This window comes from Bradyrhizobium sp. U531 (genome assembly GCF_051710265.1).
Taxonomy (GTDB): domain Bacteria; phylum Pseudomonadota; class Alphaproteobacteria; order Rhizobiales; family Xanthobacteraceae; genus Bradyrhizobium.
The window spans coordinates 1,445,660-1,465,948 of record NZ_JASVEN010000001.1; the positions used below are offsets into that span (position 1 = coordinate 1,445,660).

Genomic DNA, 20,289 nt, shown 5'->3' on the forward strand with positions numbered 1-20,289 from the left:
TGGCATGGTAGACGACCAGCCGCCCCCGACGCCGGGACGGTTCAAGACGGTCCCGTAGCTCAACTGGATAGAGCATCAGATTTCTACTCTGAGGGTTGCAGGTTCGAATCCTGCCGGGATCGCCAAGTCTCATTCACCGATCAAGTGCCTTCACGAACGCGTGGGTAACCATGTGCCGGCCTTTGAGCGGCGCAGATCAGCCCTATCTATGCGCCGGGCGAATTGCGCCCGGCAGGTTTTTTGATGCAGCAATCCGAACTGACGAGAATGGCGATCGCATCCGTGGTGGCGATCGGGGCGATGTCGTATCTGGCGATAGACGCAGGCGTGGTGAACACCAGTGTGGTCACAAAGCCGATCAAGGTGGCTCAGGCCTCCATCGTCGGCGCGGCGATGGGCCAGCATCACATTGCCTTCGCCGTTCAGGAATGGGCGCGCCGCGGCCACGAGAAACCCGTTGTGGAGCACTGCCTGGCGGTGGACTGACCGCCCTTCCGCACGACCATCAGCCTTCGCCGCCTGCCGACTGATGGGTCCGCCACCACCGCGCAATGGCCGCGGTGAGATCGCCCCATAGCTCCGTCGGCAAATCCGGCACCGCCACCCGAACGCTGTACTGGTTGGTCGCCGAATTATGAAACCATTCGGTCGCGGCGAAGTCGAAACCGAAGCTGCCGGCGTGGCGGATCGGGAAGCCTTCTCCACGCAATTGCTCGCTCATGTCCTCGGCAGCCTGCCGTGCGCTCGCCTCGTCCAGGGGGCGCCTTCCCTGGAGAGTAACGTAGAGACCGTGGGTGAAATGGAGCTCGGCCGAGAGTGCCGGAAGTTCTGCCGCAAAATGGCGGGCCGCGCGTCGACCGTTGCGCAGGATCGCCGCAACGCGCCGCTTCGTGAGGCCCCAGTAAGTCGCGCTGCCCACGAAGGGCGGGAAGTGCGCCGGCAGCGCCGCGCCGCCGAGGAGTCGCACCGCGTTGCGCGTTTCGGCAGCAAGCCCCGTCAAAAGATGTTCCGCCCGTGGTTCAAGCGCCCTGTCGTGCACGAAGACCGCCGAACCGAGCCGCCCATATTCCGCGCCAAGCGAATCGAGCTTGGTGTGGCTGCGCACCAGCACCAGCGGAAGTCCGTAGCGCCGAGCCCACCGGAGGACACGCCGGATCCGGCCCGACCTGCCCGCAAAGCATGTGGTGTCGCAGATCAGAAGATCGAGGCCGGAGCCGTCACTGCGTAAAGCCGCCTCGAAAGCGCCGGCGACGGAGCACGAATCCAACAGAAGAATTCGCGGCGAATCCGCAGCAGCCGGCGCATCGCCCAGCGGCATCTTCAACGGCACGAGCCGCAAAGGACGAACAAAGCCGCGGATCAACTCCAGCGTCTCGCCGTAGCAGCCAGGCAGGACCAGGATATCGGCCTTCCCGACGATCTGCACCGAGGCGAACAGCACGGCGGAGATCGCCGCCATGCCCGAGGAGGTGTAAACCGCCGTGCCCGTGCAGTCGGGGTCGAGCTCATGGAATGACGGACCGCTGACCGTCAGATCGGCCCGCTGGTAGTCATAACTGAATTCGAAAGGCCCGCTGGCGGGATCGGCCGTATGCGACCAGGCCGTCTCCGTCGCCCGCCATTCGTGCAGTTCGTGCTCGGCTCTCAGCGCCGCTGCGATCTGGAATTTGGACCTGACGACCTCATCGACCGAACGCGGATACGGCAAATCGAGCCGCTGCCTCAGGCAATCGTTCAACAGCCCGAGTTCCCTGTGCTTTCGTTCCAGATAGGCCCGAATGGTCTCCATGCGCCTCTTGGCAAATCCGATCGGACGTCCAACGTGCGTAAAGCGCGCTGGGTCCTATCTACGCCGACTGCAACGATCGTCGATGTCAGCAGTTGAACCCCCGCAAGGAGGACCACATGGCTGATATCAAAGAGCACATGAAAATCATCGGCAAGGACGGCGCACATGTCGGCACCGTCGATCGCCTCGAGGGCAATCGCATCAAGCTGACGCGGAAGGACAGCCCGGAAGGTCACAACGACCATCATCACTACATCGACACGAAATATGTCGGTGCGGTCGAAGGTGATGTCGTCAAGCTTTCGGTGAATGCCGACGCCGTCCCGAAGACTGAAGCCGCTTGAGACAAAAAGCCCTTCGGGGCCTTTCGTTTGTTCACGGTCCGACTCTGTTTCGTTCGCAAAGCACGAATCGTAACCGGAAAAATCAACGCGGCGCATTCTTAATGCCGCGTTTCATCGATCCAATTGGTCAGGCATCGACAGTCACGAGCACCGGCCGCAAGCGGTATGCATCGATCGCAGCGTTCGACAGCAGCAGCCTGCGCCGCTCACCTCGCAGCATCATGCGGTCGATCCGGTTCAGGATGAAGCGGGCCGCCTCCCTGTGCTCGCCCGAAAGCAGACCCGAGCGGTCGAGATATTTCCAGGCGATCTCGAAAGACTGTGCGCGCAACTCGGGGGCGGTCATAGCCGGCCAACGTCCGCAAGGAACGGATGTTCCTCCTTGCACCCGACCGGCGCGGCCGCTCCGCGCATCAAGCGGCGCATCGAACACATCACGAATAAAAAGCGCAGACCGCGTGGAACGGGTTCACGACCGGCACGTTGATGGCAAGAAATCGCGTGGTGCCGATCTGCCAGCCCCGATCGGCTTTGAAAGGCCCCGTGCTTATCCCCCGAGCACGGGGCTTTCTCATGTCCGCCTGCTGTCGCGGCCTCGGAAAAGCAAAAGCGCGAGGCGGGCCATGCCCGGCCTCACCCCTTCATCAGCCCCGGCGAGCCCCCGCCTACCAAGTGTAACGAATGCGGCCCGTGCCCGAGTAGGTCTGCGACCGATCGCCGAATTCACCATCGAACTTCGCCAGGAACGAGACGCCGCTCGCGGTGCGCCATTCCGCGCCGGCCGTGGTCAGAGCCAGGTCACGCGAGGGCAGTGCGCCGAATACCGTGAACGGCGCACCACCGCCGCCCAAACCGACGAAGTTGAGCGTTGCCGACGGATTGCTGATCTCGTCATGGGCGTAGGCAAACTTGCCGAACAGGTTCAGCTGCCCCCCATTGACCGGCATGATCTTATCGGTGCGCAGACCGACCTCTCCGCGATACGCAGTCGCGGTGCGGCCGACGACGGTAAGCGCCAGCGCCGGCGCGCCCAGTGCGGTCGTCTCGGCGTAGCCAGGCGTACGGAACCACTGGCCCTGGATCGCGCCATAGGGCGTCCAGTTGACGGTCCAGTACTGGCCGACCTTGTAGCCGCCCTCGATACGCCCCGCCCACCCCTGGGCTTCGAAATCTGCCTTGTAGAGGTCGAGGCCCGGTGTGGTGGACCGGCTAGTGCCCATCCAGTAGTTGGTGTAAGTGCCCGCGGCAGAGATGTAACCGGGTCCGGCGCCGTACTTGCCGTAGACGCCCGCCATGAATGTATCGCTGGTACCGCCGCCCTGCCCGGCGCCAGCAACCGTCGGCGTGAGCGACCAGTTAATGTTGCCACCGGCGAGCGAGAAGCCGATCAGCGAGTCGGCGTTGAAGCGGTAATCCGCGCCGGCTGCGACGCCCCCCACGCGGGTGTAAACGTCTGACGAACCCGACGCTACGCTGCCGCTGGTGTTGTTGGCGCCGCCGAAAGCTGCCCCCCAGACATCCCAATGCGGGACATAGGCCAATATCGGCGGTGGCGCCTTCATATAGGCGCCGAAAGCCGAGCGCACGGCTGCCGGCACCGGCTTCTCGGCGGCATAGCTCATCGTGCCCGTCGTGGAGATCTTGTTGGTCGCAAAAGGATCGGTCAGCAGCGAGAGATAGGAGTTGCCGAGCTGGAACGCACCCGACTGCGCCTGGGCGAGGTTTTCGCCGGTGTTGCCGCCGGAGAGGAAGGCCTGGAACGCAAGATCTTCGGCGATGTTGCTCCAGGTATTCGAACTCAACTGGGAGAAGTTCGCGCCGTTGTTCTGAAATACGAACTGGCCGCCAGTGTAAGCGGTATTGTTGGTAAGCGCGCCATACTTGTACGAACTGTTTGGCTGGCCCGTGACCGTCGAGGTCGTCAGGAACAGGACGTATTGCTGGCCAGGGCTCAGCGCAACGCTGCCCGTGTTGATCGACACCGGCGTGTACGTCGCGCTGCTCGGAGCCGTGAAAACGCTAGAACTGAACAGCGCCGAACCGGTGGTGCGCTGATTGCCGGTATCCCAAGCGTAGATGAAGGCCTGATACTGCGGCGCCGTTCCGCTGGTCTGCGACAGATAGAAGGTAAACCCGGAGAGCCGGGTCTGATTGTTGGTCGGCGTGATGGTCTGGCCATACGTCGCCGTATTTGGAACGCCCCAGCTGGAAATGAAAGTCGTGCCGTTCCATTGCGGAGTGGTGTCGATGTTTTGCGCCTGGGCCGACGTCCCCAGCGCCAGAAGAGCTGCGCTGCCGAGCCAAAAGGCTTTGCGAATCGTGAGCGGCTTCATTCCCACCCCCTTTGAAATTTCTGAGAAAACGAATGAACGGCTATCAATATCGAAACATCAATCAATACGTCGAACGGAGGAGCATCCGCAATTGATCTTCGGTTCACAGCAACAATTGGCGATCAAACGTAACAAAAAAACCACATAGTTTGGCAGCTGGACGTATTACGGCATTGGAATAACTAGATTTTTCGTTCTAGCGCGAACATCTTGCGGTCACGCCAGGACGGACCGCGGCGACAATGTCATCGCGAGGCTCCGTCGCGTTTATCCGAAATTGAAGGCCGGCGACGGTGACCGGCGCCGAACGCCATCAGTCCGCCGGCTCGTCGCGGCGGTCGCGGGCCAGTTCGTGCCAGGCCAAAGCGATCTGGATCAGGCGCTGCCGGTCGGCGCCTTCCGATTCCGCGGCGCGCTTCATCGCGGCCTCGGCCTCACGCTGTGGGTCGTACTTGCTACACATGCGGCGGACCCTAGCTCGCTCATCTGGACAAGCGCATGGCAATTTCGTCCGTATGATTGCGGGGTTGCGCCCTCCTCCCACCGCCCGCGCATGCGCGGGGTGCGAAGCCATGAGGCCGGCTTCATTCGTACCATCTGTGAATGGCGTCACAGTCTTGGGCGGATATCTCGGTTAAACCATCCCTCGACGCTTTCAGCAGCCCGATGACATCGATGGTGTTTCCGTCATGGCACAACACGCAGCAGCCTCAGCAAACGTCCCGACGCCGCGACGAAAAAGCGACCTGCTCGGCATCGCCTATCTCGGGACCATCGGCATCGTGATGCTGGCCTGGATCGCCGCCCTCGTCTGGGGCACGATGGCGTTCTTCAACTGGCTGGTGGCCTGATTTCCGGCGACATGTCTCTCCTCGATCGAGGCTCGTCGCCGGGATGAACTAAAGCAGGCAGTGCATCACTTGCCCCAGCTTGATTCCCCCGCACACAATCATTGCCCAAAGCGCCAAGCTGATCTGGATGGCATCCAGCATGTCCCACGTCCCCGCGAATCAATTCCCACCCAATTTTTTTCTTTTGAGAATCGCGTGAAGCGGCACCGGGAGCCAAGCGCTATTTTGAGGCACTTGTTGTGCGACGCCGAACGCGGCGACGACATGGGCTTCCCGACAATTACCTGTTCGAGCCAAAACAGAAGAGGCGGGCCTTTCGCCCGCCTCTTCCACATCAGGATGCAGCCGCTGCCTTAACGGCAGGCCCGCGGATCGGCCGGCACGTACTGGCCGTCCGGATAGCGATAGTAGCAATTGCCCTGGGCCCAGTAGTAGCCGGGCTGGGATGCGGCGGTGGCGCCCGCGATGGCGCCGGTTGCGCCGCCGAGAACCGCGCCCGCAGCGGCACCGGTCGCATTGCCGGAGATCAGTCCGCCCAGCACGCCGCCGACGATGGCGCCGCCAAGCGCGCTCGCGCCGGGATCAGCCGGGGGCGGCGGCGGGGGCGGTGCATAGGCGACCGGAGGCGGTGGCGGCGCGTAAGCCACCGGCACGTCGTCGTAGTACTCTTCCGAGATGTAGGCGGGCGGGCCAGCCATCCGCTGCGGATAATAATACCAGACGCCGCCAACGTCCCACCACCAGCCGGAGCGGCCGTTGTGGACTTCGTGGCGCCAGCGCCCGCCATCCCAGGCTTGATGGCCGCGATAGGCATGTCCGCCCCAGTCGCGCGCCGGAGCGGGACCGCCGCGGGCGACATACCGTCCCGATGGCGGACCGCCGGCACCGTGTGGACCGGGACCCGCATGGGGCTGTGCACCCGGCTGCGGGGCCGGCCGGGCCGCCTGCTGTGGCGGCGGACCCTTGCGCATATTCTGATTGCTCGGAGGCGGCGCCCCGGCGCCGGGGCCGGCATGAGGCTGGCCGGCGTCCCGCGGTGGCCTGGCGTCCTGGGCCTGCGCCGACAGCGCGAGCAACGACATGGCCGAAACCAAGGGAATGATGATGTTCATGCGGCTGGACGCACTCATGCGTGCTTACCCCCTACTCTCTCGATGGCTCTCGCGATCGCCGTGGTGCCTGGCGCGATAGACGATTCGGATCGCACCCGGCTTGATGCCGGCGGACATAGCTGACCTGCTTAAGTCGGCGAAGTCCCGTTACAAATGATTAAGATCGCGGCATTTTTTCGGCTCAGCGGACTGCGGCGCGCATCTAGCTAGCCGGCTCGATCACGTTGCAATTGCGGCGCCCGGACATCACGCAGTCCTGCATCTTGCTGGCCGCGGTGAGGTCGCGGGCCAGCCACCAGCCGATAGCGAGGATGACGATCGCGATGACGAGGCCAGCGATCGCGCCGCGGCGGTTGTCACCGGATGGAGGCTTCGACCTGGATTTCGGTTTCTCGCCCGGTTCGGGCTCGGACGTGGACATGGCTACCTGATCGCGGGGGCTAGCCGACTTATCACCTCTGCGACGTCCCGTCACATCCGATCGGCCGTATCGGTCCAGCCTCCCGCGGCTCAGCCCCGGGTCGCCCGGATCACGTCCTTGCGCGAGGTTTCAACGGCCGGGATCGCCTGCTGGGCCCGCGGTGCGCAGGTTGTGAGCACGAACGCGGTCTGGGTGCACTCCCAGTCGGTCCCCAAAACGGCACTTTCGATGGGCTGCGGACGCCCAAGCAGCAGCATGGCACCGGCCACGGCGACCAGTGCGCAGGCGATTACGAGTGCCTTGAGGGTTAATCTTGAGATCGTCATGCCCGTGCTCCGTGTGGGCGGACGCTAGGCGTCGCCCTCGTGGCCCCTTATGAGGGACATCACAATTCGGCAGTTTTTCCGGGCTACGAGAGATCGTCGGGGGGTGGCGATTTCCGTTGACCTGATCGGCTGCGATTATGGGTGGCTTCGCGACGCGCAGCGATGTACACGCTTCTGCGTCGTGCGGCGCCTGCTATGCCCAGCCGACGTACCAACTGGCAGTGATGTAGGATCGAAAGCGAGGAAGACAAGGCTCGTCGATGAGTGGATTCAGGGAACCCGGCTTCACAGACCGGCAAAAGGCGGCGCAGGAAGCCCGCAAAAATCTTTTGAACAAGTTCAAGTCGCAGCCGGCTCACGACGATCCGGCGGTCGCGGCACGACGTGCCGAGCGTGAAGCCCTCGCGGCCAAGCGCGCCGACACCAAGGCTGCACGTGAGGCTGAAAGGGCCGAGCAGAAGCGCCTCGAGCAAGAAGCCAAGGTCGCCGAAGCCGAGCGGGTTGCCCGCGAGGCCCAGGAAACCGTGGAAAAGGCCGCGGCCCTCGAAGCCGAGCAGAAGGCCAAGCGCGATGCGCGCTACGCGGCCCGCAAAGCCAAGCGCAAGTAACTTGACGCACGACCTTCGCAGGTCGTGTTCAATTCAAATTGAAACAACACATATTTTGGGGCGGTCGAGACGACCGCCCCAAACATTCGCACGTGCGTTTGCCTTTTGCCAAACGCCGCGATCGCGAACGGGCGAAGATCAGTTCTTCTTCATCATCCCGTCGTCTTTCTTCATGCCGTCCTTCGACATGTGATCCTTCTTCATGCCGTCGTCCTTGGTCATGGTGTCCTTCTTCATCATGCCGTCCTTGGACATCGTGTCCTTCTTCATCATGCCGTCGTCCTTGCCCATCTTGTCCTGGGCAAAGGCGGCCGGCGACAGCGCAAGGCCAAGCGAGAGAGCGGCAGCCGAGACGCCGAGCACGATGCGGGTGCGAATGGTCATGGTTCATCTTCCCTTCGGGATGGTGTTTGTCAGCGACGGACGCCGCTATCCAGTCTCGACGGATCGCAAGCGGTCGTTGTTACGCCGCCGCCAATAAATTTCAGCGAGCTCTCCGCCATCCAGCGTTCGGCCCATGCCGGCGCGCGCAGCCCACTCGGAAGTGTGCAGCCCACTCGGAAGTGTGCAGCGCAGCACGCCCGGCACTTGCCGCGGCATTCGGTCTCGAACTATCAGATGAGAGAATATCGGGTGAAAGACCGGCTAGGATGGGCCTACGCACCGGTCGGATGACCCCGCCTCATCGCGCCAAACAAGAACCATTCGAAGAACCGTCCAAGGGAACACACCATGCTCACGCGCCGCCATCTGATCGCGACCGCTGTCGCCGCCCCCGCCATCCTCCGCTTCGGCACTGGCACCGCGCAGGCGGCGACCACTTTGAAGATCTCGCACCAATTCCCGGGCGGCACCGTGGACAAGGGCGACTTCCGCGACAGGCTCTGCCGCATGTTCGCGGCTGAGATTGCCAAGCGCAGCAACGGCGACCTCGCGGCCGAGATCTATCCCAACTCCTCGCTGATCAAGACCAACGCGCAGTTCTCCGCGATGCGCAAGGGCGCGCTCGACATCTCGCTCTATCCGATGCCCTACGCCGGCGGCGAATTGCCGGAAACCAATATCGGCCTCATGCCCGGCCTCGTGACCACTTACGACCAGGGCATGCGCTGGAAGAAGGAGCCGGTCGGCAAGGCGCTGACCGATTTCCTCGCCGACAAGGGCATCATCCTGCTCACCTGGGTCTGGCAGGCCGGCGGCGTGGCCAGCCGCTCCAAGCCGATCGTGGCGCCCGAAGACGCCAAGGGTCTGAAGGTGCGCGGCGGCTCGCGCGAGATGGACATGGTGCTGCAGACCGCCGGCGCCTCGGTGCTGTCGGTGCCCTCGAACGAAATCTATGCGGCGATGCAGACCGGCGCGTGCGATGCCGGCATCACCTCCTCGACCAGCCTGATCTCGTTCCGCCTCGAAGAGGTCGCGAAGTCGCTGACGTCAGGGGCCGGCGCCTCCTACTGGTTCATGCTCGAGCCGCTGATGATGTCGAAGGCGATCTTCGACAAGCTGCCGAAGAATCATCAGGACATCCTGCTCGCGGTCGGCACCGAACTCGAGGGCTTCGGCCGCAAGGGCGCACAGGACGACGACGTCGAGGTCGCCAAGGTCTACGAGAAGGCCGGCGCCAAGGTCTCGGCGCTCGACGCCGCGACCGTCGGCAAGTGGCGCGACATCGCTCGCGACACCGCGTGGAAGGATTACAGCGCCAAGACCGCGACCGCCGCAAACCTGCTCAAGCTCGCCACTGACGTCGCGGCATGAGCCACGGTCCGCTTCCGGATCGTGACGACCAGTCGAACGCTGTCGCAAGGACCGGCCTTGCGGCGGCGATCGATCGCGGTCTTGCCGTCCTCAACACCATCATCGTCGTGTTCGCGGCGATCGCGCTGGTCGCAGCCTGCGCCATCCTGAGCTACAGCGTGCTCAGCCGCGCGCTGTTCAAGGCCGCCAATTACTGGCAGGACGAGGCTGCCGTGTTTCTTCTCGTCGGCGCCACCTTCATGACCGCGGCCTACGTGCAGCAGAACCGCGGCCATATCGGCATCGAGGCCTTTGTCGGCCTGCTCTCGCCGCTGGCGAACAGGATCCGCCTCTGGCTGGTCGATGCCGCCACGTTCCTGTTCTGCGCCTTCTTCACCTGGAAGTCCTGGACGCTGGCCCATGAAGCCTATGTCGACGGCCAGGTCTCGAACTCGATGTGGTCGCCGCCGCTGGCCATCCCCTATTCGCTGATGGCGTTCGGCATGAGCCTGCTCTGCGTCCAGATCCTCGTGCAGCTTGCGCTGCCCTTCACCGGAGCCAAGCGTTCATGAGCGTGTTCGGTATCGGCGTTGCCTACGGCGTTGCGACGCTGCTCGTGATGTTTTCGGGCATGCCGATCGCGTTCGCGCTCGGCGCGGTCGCGGTCGTGTTCATGGGCATCTACATGCCCACGGCGTCCCTCGATACGGTGACGCAGAACGTCTACGAGGAGATGGCTTCGATCACGCTGCTGTCGATCCCGCTCTTCATCCTGAAGGGCGCGGCAATCGGCAAGTCGCGCGCCGGCCAGGATCTCTATTCGGCCCTGCACGCCTGGCTGCATCGCGTGCCCGGCGGCCTCGGCGTTGCCAACGTGTTTGCCTGCGCGCTGTTCGCGGCGATGGCGGGCTCCTCGCCCGCCACCTGCTCGGCGATCGGCTCGGCCGGCATCCCCGAGATGCGCAAGCGCGGCTATTCCGGGGGCTTCGCGGCCGGCATCATCGCCGCCGGCGGCACGCTCGGCATCCTGCTGCCACCCTCGATCACCATGATCCTGTTCGCGGTCGCCGCGGAAAAATCGCTCGGCCGGCTGTTCCTCGCCGGCATCGGACCCGGCCTGCTGCTGGTCTCGCTGTTCGGCGCCTATGCCGTGATCCGCTTCCGCCAGGAATATGCCGCAGCCGAGGCGGCCTACAAGAACGGTGGACCGGAGGCCGCCATTCTCGCCCGCGACGAGTACACACTGGCCGAGCGCTTCAGCGTGCTACCGCGCGTGATCCCGTTCGTGCTGCTGCTGACCGGCGTCATGATCGCGCTCTATGGCGGCTTCGCCACGCCGTCCGAGACCGCCGGTCTCGGCGGCCTGCTCGCGCTGGCGCTGATCGCGGCGATCTACAGCGTGTGGCGACCCAGCGACCTCGCCCCGATCATGAAGTCGACGATCCGGGAATCCACCATGCTGATGATGATCATCGGCATGTCGCTGCTTTATTCCTACGTGATGAGCTATCTGCACATCTCGCAATCGGTCGCAGAATCCATCGTCGCGATGCACCTGCCGCGCTGGGAGCTGCTGTTCGCGATCCTCGTCATGGTGGTCGTGCTCGGCTTCTTCCTGCCGCCGGTCTCGATCATTCTCATGACAGCGCCGATCATCCTGCCTCCCTTGCGCGCCGCCAATTTCGACATCATCTGGTTCGGCGTGGTCATGACCATCGTGATGGAGATGGGCCTGATCCATCCGCCCGTCGGCCTCAACATCTTCGTCATCCGCAACGTCGCGCCCGACATTCCCCTGCGCGAGGTGATCTGGGGCACTCTGCCCTTCGTGCTCTTGATGATGCTCGCGGTGCTGCTGCTCTGCTTCGTGCCGGGGATTTCGACGGCACTGCCGGATCTCGTAATGGGACCGGACGGGAGCAGGTAGCGCAATCACCAGTGCCGTAGGGTGGGCACGGCGCTACGCGCCTTTGCCCATCCTACGACATCGATGAAAGCTCTCTCCGCCGTCATTGCGAGGAGCGCAGCGACGAAGCAATCCAGAGTGCCTCAACGGAAAGACTCTGGATTGCTTCGCTACGCTCGTTCTGACGGAGACCTACGCAGCCGCCCGCTTCTTCTTCGCGTTCAGCGCGGACGCCACGCGGCTCACGGGCGGTTTGCCCAGCACGCCGGCCATCACGTTGGTGGCCGCCAGCAGCTTCTCCATATCGACGCTCGTCTTCACGCCCATGCCTTCGAGCATGTAGACGACATCCTCGGTCGCGACGTTGCCGGTGGCACCCGGCGCGTAGGGACAGCCGCCGAGACCGCCGGCAGCGGCATCGATGACGCGGACGCCCTCTTCCATCCCCGCGTAGAGATTGGCGAGCGCCTGGCCGTAGGTGTCGTGGAAATGCATCGCCAGTTTTGCCGGCGGGATGTTGGCAGCAACCGCGCGCAGCATCGCCTTGGCCTTGTCCGGCGTGCCGATACCGATGGTGTCGCCGAGTGAAATCTCGTAGCAGCCGAGATCCCACAAGGTCTCGGCGAGATCGGCGACCGCCTTCGGCTTGATCTCGCCGTCGAACGGGCAGCCGAGCACGCAGGAGATATAGCCGCGCGCCGGGATGCCGTCGGCCTTGGCGCGCGCCAGCACCGGCTTGAACCGCTCGATGGACTCCGCGACCGTGCAGTTGATGTTGGCCCGCGAGAAGCCCTCGGAGGCCGCCGCGAACACGGAGACGATCTTGGCGCCGGCGGCGCGCGCAGCGTCATAGCCCTTCTCGTTCGGCACCAGCACGTGGAATTCGGCGTTCTTCACATGAGCGATACCGCGCAGCACGGCGTCGGAGCTCGCCATCTGCGGGATCGCCTTGGGCGAGACGAAGGCGCCGACCTCGACCGTATCGAGGCCGGCTCCGACCAGCGCCTCGATGAAGGCGATGCGGGCCTCGACGCTCACGGCCGTCTTCTCGTTCTGGAGGCCGTCGCGCGGTCCCATTTCGATGATGCGGACGGGGTCGCTCATGTCACTCTCCCCAAGTCATTCTTCCGACGCCTCGACCACGGCGAGCTCGACGCCCTCCTGCACGATGTCGCCGACCTTGCATCTGACGGATTTCAGCACGCCGGCATAGGGCGCCCGCAGCGTCTGCTCCATCTTCATCACTTCGAGCGTCAGGATCGGAGCGCCCTTCTCGAGCTTGGCGCCCTCCTCGGCCAGCACGGCGACGACCGTGCCCGGCAAGGGCGCGGCGATCTTGTCCGCGCCGGTCTGCTCCTCGGTCTCGCCCCCGAACGGATCGACCCAGTGCAGGTCGAACCGGCCGTTGCGCGTGCGCAGGTACAGCTCATGGCCGTCGATCACGGCCGCCACGGACGATTTGACGCCGTCCAGCGTCAGGTCGAAGCCGCCGTCCTTCGCCGCGATCGTGAACGCCAGCTCGCGCTCACCGATCACCAGCGTCGACGGCCCGCTGCCGTAGTTCAGCGTGACTTTCTGCTCCGGACCATGGCCAACGCGGAAGGCAAAGCTGCGCTGGCGGCGGCCGACCGGCTGCCAGCCGAAGGTCTGCCAGGGCGATTGCGTGCCTTGCGCAGCCTGCCGCTCGTCGTTGACGATGGCGGCGACCGCGGCGCAAAGCTCCAACTCGCCGGGCGCCGGCGCGGCCGACGTCAGCACCGCCAACTCGCGCTCGATGAAGCCGGTGTCGATCGCATTGGTCCGCACCTTCGGATGCGTCATCAGCGCCGACAGGAACGGGATGTTGGTGACGATGCCGCGGACATCGGACTCTTCCAGCCCGCGGTTCAGCCGCTCGATCGCGACATCCCGCGTCGGCGCCCACGCGATCATTTTTGCGAGCATGGCGTCGTAGTAGGGCGAGACGCTGTCGCCCTCGCGATAGCCGGCGTCGATGCGCAGGCCGCCCGTTTCCGCCGGCAAGCGCCAGGTCGAGATCCTGCCAACCGACGGCATGAAATTCTTGGTCGGATTCTCGGCATAGACGCGCGCCTCGACGGCGTGGCCGTTGAGCTTGATATCCTCCTGCTTCATTGGCAGCGCCTCGCCGAACGCGACGCGGAGCTGCCATTCGACGAGGTCGATCCCGGTGATCAATTCGGTCACGGGATGCTCGACCTGCAGACGCGTGTTCATCTCGATGAAGAACACGTCCTTGCCGTCGGAGACGAACTCGATGGTGCCGGCCCCGACATAGTTGACCGCACCGGCCGCCTTCCGCGCGGCGGCGCAGACCGTCTCTCGCTGGGCTGCATTGAGCGTCGGCGACGGCGCCTCCTCGATCACTTTCTGATGGCGGCGCTGCAAGGTGCATTCGCGCTCGAACAGCGACAGCAAATTTCCGTGGCTGTCGCCGACGATCTGCACCTCGATATGCCGGGGATTGTCGACATATTTCTCGATCAGCATGCGGTCGTCGCCGAACGCGGCCTTGGCCTCGCGCTTGGCGCTGACGATCGCGGGCGCAAGCTCGTCGGACGAGCGCACGATGCGCATGCCGCGGCCGCCGCCGCCCGCGGAGGCCTTCACCAGGATCGGGAAGCCGACCTTCTCGGCCGCCTTGGCCAGCGTCGCGTCGTCCTGGGCCTCGCCGTGATAACCGGGCACCAGCGGCACGCCGGCCTTCTCCATCAGCGCTTTCGAGCCCGACTTCGAGCCCATCGCATTCATCATCTCGGCGGTCGGGCCGACGAAGACGAGACCCGCATCGTAGCAGGCCTGCGCAAACTCGGCATTCTCCGACAGGAAGCCGTAGCCGGGATGCACGGCCTCGGCGCCGGTCTTCCTGGCGGCTTCGATCAGCCGTTCGACATTGAGATAGCTGTCGCGGGCCCGCGCGGGCCCGAGCAGGACGGCTTCGTCCGCGAGCGCGACATGCATCGCGTCGCGATCGGCTTCGGAATAGACCGCGACGGTGCGCAGGCCCATGGCACGCGCGGTGCGGATGACGCGGCAGGCGATCTCGCCACGGTTGGCGATCAGGAGCGTGCGAAAACGGCGGTAGAGCTTTGAACGGTCCATCGCATCACATCCTGAACAAGCCGAATTTCGTCGGTTCGATCGGCGCATTCGACGCCGCCGAGAGGCCTAGACCGAGCACGAGGCGCGTGTCGGCGGGGTCGATCACGCCGTCGTCCCAGAGGCGCGCGGTCGCGTAATAAGGATGCCCCTGGCTCTCATATTGCGCGCGAATGGGCTCGCGGAACTTGTCTTCCTCGTCCTTCGACCAGCTATCGCCCTTGGCCTCGATATTGTCGCGCCGGACCTGGCTCAGCACCATCGAGGCCTGCTCGCCGCCCATCACCGAGATCCGCGCGTTCGGCCACATCCAGAGGAAGCGCGGCGAGTAGGCGCGGCCGCACATGCCGTAATTGCCGGCGCCGTAGGAGCCGCCGATCACGACGGTGAACTTCGGCACCGAGGCGGTCGCAACCGCCGTCACCAGCTTGGCACCGTCGCGCGCGATGCCGCCGGCCTCGTATTTCTTGCCGACCATGAAGCCGGTGATGTTCTGCAGGAACACCAGCGGAATGCCGCGCTGACAGCACAGTTCGATGAAATGCGCGCCCTTCAGCGAGCTTTCGCTGAACAGGATGCCGTTGTTGGCGATGATGCCGACCGGATAGCCCCAGATATGGGCGAAGCCGCACACCAGCGTGGTGCCATACAGCTTTTTGAACTCGTCGAACTCGGAACCGTCCACCACGCGCGCGATGATGTCGCGCACGTCGAACGGCTTACGGCCGTCCACCGGCACCACGCCGTAGATCTCCTCCGCCGCGAACAGCGGATCGCGGGGCGCGTGCATGTTGAGGTTCGGCGCGACCTTCGGCTTCAGCGTTCCGACGATGCGCCGGGCGATGCCGATCGCATGCGCATCGTTCTGGGCGTAGTGGTCCGTGACGCCGGACTGGCGCGAATGCACGTCGGCGCCGCCGAGTTCCTCCGCGCTCACGACCTCGCCGGTCGCAGCCTTCACCAGCGGCGGACCGCCGAGGAAGATGGTGCCTTGATTCCGCACGATGATGCTCTCGTCCGACATCGCAGGCACATAGGCGCCGCCGGCGGTGCAGGAGCCCATCACGATCGCGATCTGCGGAATGCCCTGGGAAGACATTTGCGCCTGATTGTAGAAGATGCGGCCGAAGTGACGCTCGTCCGGAAAGATCTCGTCCTGCAACGGCAGGAAAGCGCCGCCGGAATCCACCATATAGACGCAGGGCAGATTGTTCTGCCGCGCAATGTCCTGCGCACGCAGATGCTTCTTCACGGTCATCGGGTAGTAGGTGCCGCCCTTGATGGTGGCGTCGTTGGCGACGACCACGCATTCGCGGCCCGCGATGCGCCCGACGCCGGTGACGACGCTCGCCGAATGCACGTCGCCGCCATAGAGGCCGTAGGCCGCGAGCGGCGACAGCTCCAGGAACGAGGTGCCGGGATCGACCAGGAGGTCGACGCGCTCGCGCGCCAGCATCTTGCCGCGCGCGGTGTGGCGGTTGCGCGAGGTCTCGCCGCCGCCGCCGGCGACCTGGCTGAGCTTCTCGCGCAAATCGGCGACGAGGCCGCGCATGGCCTCGGAATTGCGCGCGAAATCTGATGAAGACGGATCGATGCTGGAATGAAGCGGCATGGTGTTTCCAATGAGGTGAACGGTTAAGCCGTCTCGGCCATCAGCTCGCGGCCGATCAGCATGCGACGCACCTCCGAGGTGCCGGCACCGATCTCGTAGAGCTTGGCGTCACGCCAGAGCCGCCCGACCGGGAATTCGCTGGTGTAGCCGACGCCGCCGAGCGCCTGGATCGCCTCGCCGGCCATCCACGTCGCCTTCTCCGCGGAATAGAGGATCGCAGCCGCGGCATCCTTGCGCAGCGTTCGCGCATGATCGGCGCGGTCGCAGGCCTTGCCCACGGCATAGACATAAGCGCGCGTGGCCTGCCAGGTCGCGTACATGTCGGCGAGCTTGCCCTGCATCAGCTGGAAATCGCCGATCGGCTGGCCGAACTGCTTGCGATCGTGCATGTAAGGCACGACCGCGTCCATGCAGGCGGCCATGATCCCGAGCGGGCCGCCCGAGAGCACCGCGCGCTCGTAGTCGAGGCCGGACATCAGCACCTTGACGCCCTCGCCCACCTTGCCCATCACGTTTTCCTCCGGCACCTCGCACTCGTCGAAGAACAAGGGATAGGTGTTGGAGCCGCGCATGCCGAGCTTGTCGAGATGCTGGCCGTGGGTAAAACCCTTGAAACCCTTCTCGACCAGGAAGGCCGTCATGCCGCGCGGGCCGGCCTCCGGATCTGTCTTGGCGTAGACCACCAGCACGTCGGCATCGCCGCCATTGGTGATCCACATCTTTGAGCCGTTGAGCACGTAGCGGTCGCCGCGCTTGTCGGCGCGCAGCTTCATCGAGACGACGTCGGAGCCGGCGCCCGGCTCGGACATCGCGAGTGCGCCGACATAGTCGCCGGAGATCAGTTTCGGCAAATAGCGCTGGCGCTGCGCGTCGTTGCCGTTGCGGCGGATCTGGTTGACGCAGAGATTGGAATGGGCGCCGTAGGACAGGCCGACGGCTGCCGAGCCGCGCGAGATTTCCTCCATCGCGACGACATGGGCGAGGTAGCCCATGCCGGAGCCGCCATATTGTTCCGGTGCGGTCATCCCGAGCAGGCCGAGGTCGCCGAAGCGCTTCCAGAGGTCGGCCGGGAACAGATTGGCCTTCTCGATCTCGGCGGCGCGGGGGGTGATCTCCGCCTCCACGAAGGCGCGGAGCGTGTCGCGCAGCATGCCGATGTCTTCGCCCAGATCGAAATCGATGCTCGGGATATTCAAGGCGATTCCTCCGTATTTTGGCCACCGAACCTAGCGGGCTCGGGGCCCTCTTGCGGTCGAAAAGGTTGCATTTTCCGCCAAACTTGGCGAGGATTTTCCGGAAGGAAATCCGATGCCCTTTCAAGTCGCAACCGCGGTCCCGCGCCGTGCCGTCACCCCCGCCGCCTTCGTCCGCGGCGTGGTTGCCGCCTATGCGCGATACGGGCTGAACCCGGCTGACGCGCTGCAGCGGGGGCAGATAGCGCCAGACCTTGTCAATTCTCCGGACGGGCGGATCACGGCCGCCCAGTTCGAGGCGCTGGCGGACCACGCCATGCGCGAGCTCGACGACGAGGCGCTCGGCTGGTTCTCGCGGCGCCTGCCCTTCGGCACCTACGGCATGCTGTGCCGCGCCTCGATCACGGCGCCGACGCTGGAGGTCGCGCTCAAGCGCTGGTGCCGGCACCACCGCCTGCTCACGGAGGACGTGCTGCTCGATCTCGAAGTCGGCGAGGAGACCGCGACGGTGACCATTCGCGAGCTGCGCGACCTCGGCGCGTTTCGCGAATTCTGCCTGGTCACCCTGCTCCGTTATGTGCTCGGCTTCTCCTGCTGGGCGGTGGATTCCAGGATCGCGCTTCGCGCCGCCGAATTTCCGTTTGCCGAGCCCGGCCATGTCTCGGTCTACCCGACCATCTTCTCGCGCACCATCCGCTTTGGTGCGGCCCACGCGGCCATCGTCTTCGACAAGCACTATCTGTCGCTGCCGCTGACGCGCAGCCCGGTCGATCTCGACAACATGCTCAAGGGGGCGCTCAGGCTAACGGTGCTGCCCTATCGGCGCGACCGGTTGCTGGTGGAGCGCGTCCGCCGTGTGCTGCGCAACGCGCGCGGACGCAGTCTCGGTGCCGAGGATGTCGCAAGCGAGCTCGCGCTTTCAACGCGCACAATGCATCGGCGCCTGCGCGAGGAGGCCACCTCGCTGCGCGACCTCAAGGAAGAGGCAAAATTCGAACTGGCAAAGCAGGAGCTGATGCGCGGCCGCACGCCGATCAAGCGGATCGCCGAGATCGCCGGCTTCCGCAACGAGAAGAGCTTTTCCCGCGCCTTCCGCACCTGGACCGGCGCAAGCCCGCGAGAGTTTCGCGGGCGGTATCGCTAGGAAATGGACGTCTCAGACGTTTACGGCCTCCAGGATCTCTCCCGAAGGCCGTAAAGGTCGAAACCAACAAGTCTTGACCGTGATCAATTCGAGTTGGTCTGGCCGCCCGAGCGAAGCTTGGCGCGCGGCTGCGCGTGCTTCGGCTGATAGGCGAGAGAGTCGCTCGCGCTCTTGCCACCGCTCTGCGCGCACGTTCCGCCAATACCGCCGGCAGCGGCGCGGCAGGTTTCCATCGTCGGATAGCCGCAGCCGTGAGCGGCCTGGGCGCCATTGGTGATGCAGTAATCTTCCGCTTTCGCAGTCGGTGCCGTCAGCACCAGAAACGCGGACGCAAACAGCGTCGCGGCGGAAACTGCGAACGTCTTCGAAACCGAGGTCATGTTGTCTTATCCTAGTTAACGAGTCCCACATCGAGCTCCCGACGTGCGATGCGCGTTGAGGCTCATAACCCCGCATGTAAGCCAATCGCTGGAACCATCAATCACGGTTCAGCGCATTGCAGGGATGTGATAATCACATTTCTCAGTTAGGTGATCTAATCAGCATTATAGTGCTGGCAAGGTCGTGTTTCAGCGCCGCCGCACCGACGATCGCCGCCAAATCCATCGCAATTGATTCAAATGCCGGCCGCCGAAGGCGTGCCCTGCTAACCCACGGACTCGGTCGCGATGTCCTGCAACGGCAGCGGCACATCCTTGGCGACGCCCAGCACGGGGAAGCTGCGCACGTTCTTCACGTCGGGCATCGCCGCGAAGTGCAGCAACTGCTGGCGCATGCTCTCGACACTCGGCGCCACGCATTTCAAGAGATAGTCGGTGTCGCCGGAAATCCGCCAGCACTGCTGGATGCGCGGGATCGCGGCGATCGAACTCTCGAACGCCTCCAGCACCGGCTGGGCCTGGCTGCCGAGCTGGATCGAGACGAACGAGACGACTTCATAGCCGAGCCGCCGTTCGTCGATGACGGCGCGCACCGCCCGGATCACGCCGCGGCTGAACAGCGACTTCAGCCGTCGCAGGCAGTTCGGCGCGGACACGCCGACGCGCAGCGCCAGCTCGTTGTTGCGTACCCGTCCGTCCTGCTGCAGCTCGGAGAGAATCTTCAGATCGACGCTGTCGAGTTGCTCACGCCCGGCCATCCCCTGCCCTCGTCATGGTCGTGTCATGCGGGGTAGCGAAGCACGTGGGAGAATTGGTGCCAAGGGGCCGGAGCTGCGCATGGCGCCGTCATGGCCGGGCATGGCCAACCGCAGGACGGCGTCGCGTCCGCTCGTCTATGTCCCGGCCATCCACATTCTCTCAGGCGCCCCAAAACGCAGATGCCCGGGACAAGCCCGGGCATGACGAATTCGGCGCGCGGATGCTCGTCGTTAGTGCGTCCAGGGCTCGCCGCGGCGGAACGAGAAATTGTCGGCATAGGCGGCCGGGCGGCGGATCGAATCCTGGGGCTCGATGACCTGGTAGGCGATGCCCTTGCGCTCGCAATAGGCCACGGCCTCTTCCTTGCTGTGGAAGCGCAGCGTGATCTGCTGCTTCATGTCGCCCGACGAGGTCCAGCCCATCAGCGGCTCGACCGAGCGCGGCTGCTCCGGCTCGTAGTCCAGCTGCCATTCCTTGGTCTTGGACCGGCCGGATTGCATCGCGTTCTTGGCGGGCTTGAAAATGCGTGCGGTCATGGGATGGTCCGGGCCTCGTTTTTCGACTTTTCGTTCGATTTCGATGCGTCAGGGTGGCAGTTGGTGGAAAGCTCAGGGATAGTATAGAGACACCGATCGGGAACTGATTGGTGATTCCGGCTCC

The 20,289-nt window shown here is 64.5% G+C and carries 23 protein-coding genes and 1 tRNA gene; 9 read left to right on the forward strand and 15 right to left on the reverse strand.

Annotated features, from left to right (window positions below; genetic code table 11):
- Positions 1-48 precede the first annotated feature (48 nt).
- Positions 49-125: transfer RNA gene (locus QRQ56_RS07050), tRNA-Arg, on the forward strand.
- Between the two features lie 118 nt (positions 126-243).
- Positions 244-486, forward strand: a complete 243-nt coding sequence (locus tag QRQ56_RS07055; protein ID WP_438738663.1) for a hypothetical protein — start codon at positions 244-246, stop codon at positions 484-486.
- A gap of 19 nt (positions 487-505) precedes the next feature.
- Here QRQ56_RS07055 and QRQ56_RS07060 read toward each other — a convergent pair whose 3' ends face one another.
- Positions 506-1,789, reverse strand: coding sequence for a hypothetical protein (locus tag QRQ56_RS07060; protein WP_438738665.1), 1,284 nt, complete (start codon positions 1,787-1,789; stop codon positions 506-508).
- 116 nt (positions 1,790-1,905) lie between these two features.
- Between QRQ56_RS07060 and QRQ56_RS07065 the strand changes: the two genes are divergently transcribed.
- Positions 1,906-2,133: a DUF2171 domain-containing protein gene (locus QRQ56_RS07065; RefSeq protein ID WP_438738667.1), complete on the forward strand. Its 228-nt coding sequence runs from the start codon at positions 1,906-1,908 to the stop codon at positions 2,131-2,133.
- 127 nt (positions 2,134-2,260) lie between these two features.
- Here QRQ56_RS07065 and QRQ56_RS07070 read toward each other — a convergent pair whose 3' ends face one another.
- The 3 genes from QRQ56_RS07070 to QRQ56_RS07080 form a co-directional block, all read right to left on the reverse strand.
- Positions 2,261-2,479 (reverse strand): hypothetical protein, encoded by a 219-nt coding sequence (locus QRQ56_RS07070; RefSeq protein WP_438738669.1) that lies wholly within the window; start codon positions 2,477-2,479, stop codon positions 2,261-2,263.
- A 319-nt stretch (positions 2,480-2,798) separates the two neighbouring features.
- Positions 2,799-4,466 carry an autotransporter outer membrane beta-barrel domain-containing protein gene (locus QRQ56_RS07075; protein ID WP_438738671.1) on the reverse strand — a complete coding sequence of 556 codons (1,668 nt, stop codon included), beginning with the start codon at positions 4,464-4,466 and terminating at the stop codon, positions 2,799-2,801.
- Between the two features lie 313 nt (positions 4,467-4,779).
- Positions 4,780-4,929, reverse strand: a complete 150-nt coding sequence (locus QRQ56_RS07080; RefSeq protein ID WP_438738673.1) for a hypothetical protein — start codon at positions 4,927-4,929, stop codon at positions 4,780-4,782.
- A gap of 226 nt (positions 4,930-5,155) precedes the next feature.
- On the opposite strand from QRQ56_RS07080, the gene QRQ56_RS07085 reads away from it, so the two are divergent.
- Positions 5,156-5,317, forward strand: a complete 162-nt coding sequence (locus tag QRQ56_RS07085; protein ID WP_438738675.1) for a hypothetical protein — start codon at positions 5,156-5,158, stop codon at positions 5,315-5,317.
- 353 nt (positions 5,318-5,670) lie between these two features.
- On the opposite strand, the gene QRQ56_RS07090 is transcribed toward QRQ56_RS07085, so the two are convergent.
- The 3 genes from QRQ56_RS07090 to QRQ56_RS07100 form a co-directional block, all read right to left on the reverse strand.
- Positions 5,671-6,447, reverse strand: coding sequence for a hypothetical protein (locus QRQ56_RS07090; protein ID WP_438738676.1), 777 nt, complete (start codon positions 6,445-6,447; stop codon positions 5,671-5,673).
- Positions 6,448-6,631: 184 nt separating this feature from the next.
- Positions 6,632-6,850 (reverse strand): DUF2273 domain-containing protein, encoded by a 219-nt coding sequence (locus QRQ56_RS07095; protein WP_438738678.1) that lies wholly within the window; start codon positions 6,848-6,850, stop codon positions 6,632-6,634.
- Between the two features lie 89 nt (positions 6,851-6,939).
- On the reverse strand, positions 6,940-7,176 hold the full coding sequence (locus QRQ56_RS07100) for a hypothetical protein (RefSeq protein ID WP_438738680.1): 237 nt from the start codon (positions 7,174-7,176) through the stop codon (positions 6,940-6,942).
- Between the two features lie 260 nt (positions 7,177-7,436).
- Here QRQ56_RS07100 and QRQ56_RS07105 point away from each other — a divergent pair, with 260 nt between their 5' ends.
- Positions 7,437-7,784 (forward strand): DUF6481 family protein, encoded by a 348-nt coding sequence (locus tag QRQ56_RS07105; protein ID WP_438738681.1) that lies wholly within the window; start codon positions 7,437-7,439, stop codon positions 7,782-7,784.
- Positions 7,785-7,922: 138 nt separating this feature from the next.
- Here QRQ56_RS07105 and QRQ56_RS07110 read toward each other — a convergent pair whose 3' ends face one another.
- Positions 7,923-8,168: a pentapeptide MXKDX repeat protein gene (locus tag QRQ56_RS07110; RefSeq protein WP_438738683.1), complete on the reverse strand. Its 246-nt coding sequence runs from the start codon at positions 8,166-8,168 to the stop codon at positions 7,923-7,925.
- A gap of 348 nt (positions 8,169-8,516) precedes the next feature.
- On the opposite strand from QRQ56_RS07110, the gene QRQ56_RS07115 reads away from it, so the two are divergent.
- The 3 genes from QRQ56_RS07115 to QRQ56_RS07125 are packed head-to-tail and all read left to right on the forward strand — an operon-like array spanning position 8,517 to position 11,445.
- A complete protein-coding gene (locus QRQ56_RS07115; RefSeq protein WP_438738684.1) occupies positions 8,517-9,539 on the forward strand; it encodes a TRAP transporter substrate-binding protein in 1,023 nt (340 codons plus the stop codon).
- Entirely contained in the window at positions 9,536-10,090 is a 555-nt protein-coding gene (locus QRQ56_RS07120) for a TRAP transporter small permease (protein WP_438738686.1), read from the forward strand. Before QRQ56_RS07115 ends, QRQ56_RS07120 begins: the two co-directional genes overlap by 4 nt.
- A complete protein-coding gene (locus QRQ56_RS07125) occupies positions 10,087-11,445 on the forward strand; it encodes a TRAP transporter large permease (RefSeq protein WP_438738688.1) in 1,359 nt (452 codons plus the stop codon). Before QRQ56_RS07120 ends, QRQ56_RS07125 begins: the two co-directional genes overlap by 4 nt.
- A gap of 171 nt (positions 11,446-11,616) precedes the next feature.
- Here the strand turns inward: QRQ56_RS07125 and QRQ56_RS07130 are convergent, their stop codons facing one another.
- Genes QRQ56_RS07130 through QRQ56_RS07145 form a run of 4 tightly spaced genes read right to left on the reverse strand, consistent with a single transcriptional unit; the run spans position 11,617 to position 17,349 of the window.
- Positions 11,617-12,528, reverse strand: coding sequence for a hydroxymethylglutaryl-CoA lyase (locus tag QRQ56_RS07130; RefSeq protein WP_438738690.1), 912 nt, complete (start codon positions 12,526-12,528; stop codon positions 11,617-11,619).
- A gap of 15 nt (positions 12,529-12,543) precedes the next feature.
- Entirely contained in the window at positions 12,544-14,544 is a 2,001-nt protein-coding gene (locus tag QRQ56_RS07135) for an acetyl/propionyl/methylcrotonyl-CoA carboxylase subunit alpha (protein WP_438738692.1), read from the reverse strand.
- A gap of 4 nt (positions 14,545-14,548) precedes the next feature.
- The gene (locus QRQ56_RS07140) at positions 14,549-16,153 is read right to left on the reverse strand and encodes a carboxyl transferase domain-containing protein (protein ID WP_438738694.1); all 1,605 of its coding nucleotides are present in this window, start codon (positions 16,151-16,153) and stop codon (positions 14,549-14,551) included.
- 23 nt (positions 16,154-16,176) lie between these two features.
- Entirely contained in the window at positions 16,177-17,349 is a 1,173-nt protein-coding gene (locus QRQ56_RS07145; RefSeq protein WP_438738696.1) for an isovaleryl-CoA dehydrogenase, read from the reverse strand.
- 112 nt (positions 17,350-17,461) lie between these two features.
- Between QRQ56_RS07145 and QRQ56_RS07150 the strand changes: the two genes are divergently transcribed.
- On the forward strand, positions 17,462-18,490 hold the full coding sequence (locus QRQ56_RS07150) for an AraC family transcriptional regulator (protein ID WP_438738698.1): 1,029 nt from the start codon (positions 17,462-17,464) through the stop codon (positions 18,488-18,490).
- 83 nt (positions 18,491-18,573) lie between these two features.
- Here QRQ56_RS07150 and QRQ56_RS07155 read toward each other — a convergent pair whose 3' ends face one another.
- From QRQ56_RS07155 to QRQ56_RS07165, 3 genes are all read right to left on the reverse strand, one after another.
- Positions 18,574-18,870, reverse strand: a complete 297-nt coding sequence (locus tag QRQ56_RS07155; protein ID WP_438738699.1) for a DUF3551 domain-containing protein — start codon at positions 18,868-18,870, stop codon at positions 18,574-18,576.
- Positions 18,871-19,136: 266 nt separating this feature from the next.
- Entirely contained in the window at positions 19,137-19,628 is a 492-nt protein-coding gene (locus QRQ56_RS07160; protein ID WP_438738702.1) for an Lrp/AsnC family transcriptional regulator, read from the reverse strand.
- A gap of 231 nt (positions 19,629-19,859) precedes the next feature.
- The gene (locus QRQ56_RS07165; protein ID WP_254119249.1) at positions 19,860-20,165 is read right to left on the reverse strand and encodes an ETC complex I subunit; all 306 of its coding nucleotides are present in this window, start codon (positions 20,163-20,165) and stop codon (positions 19,860-19,862) included.
- Positions 20,166-20,289: the final 124 nt, after the last annotated feature.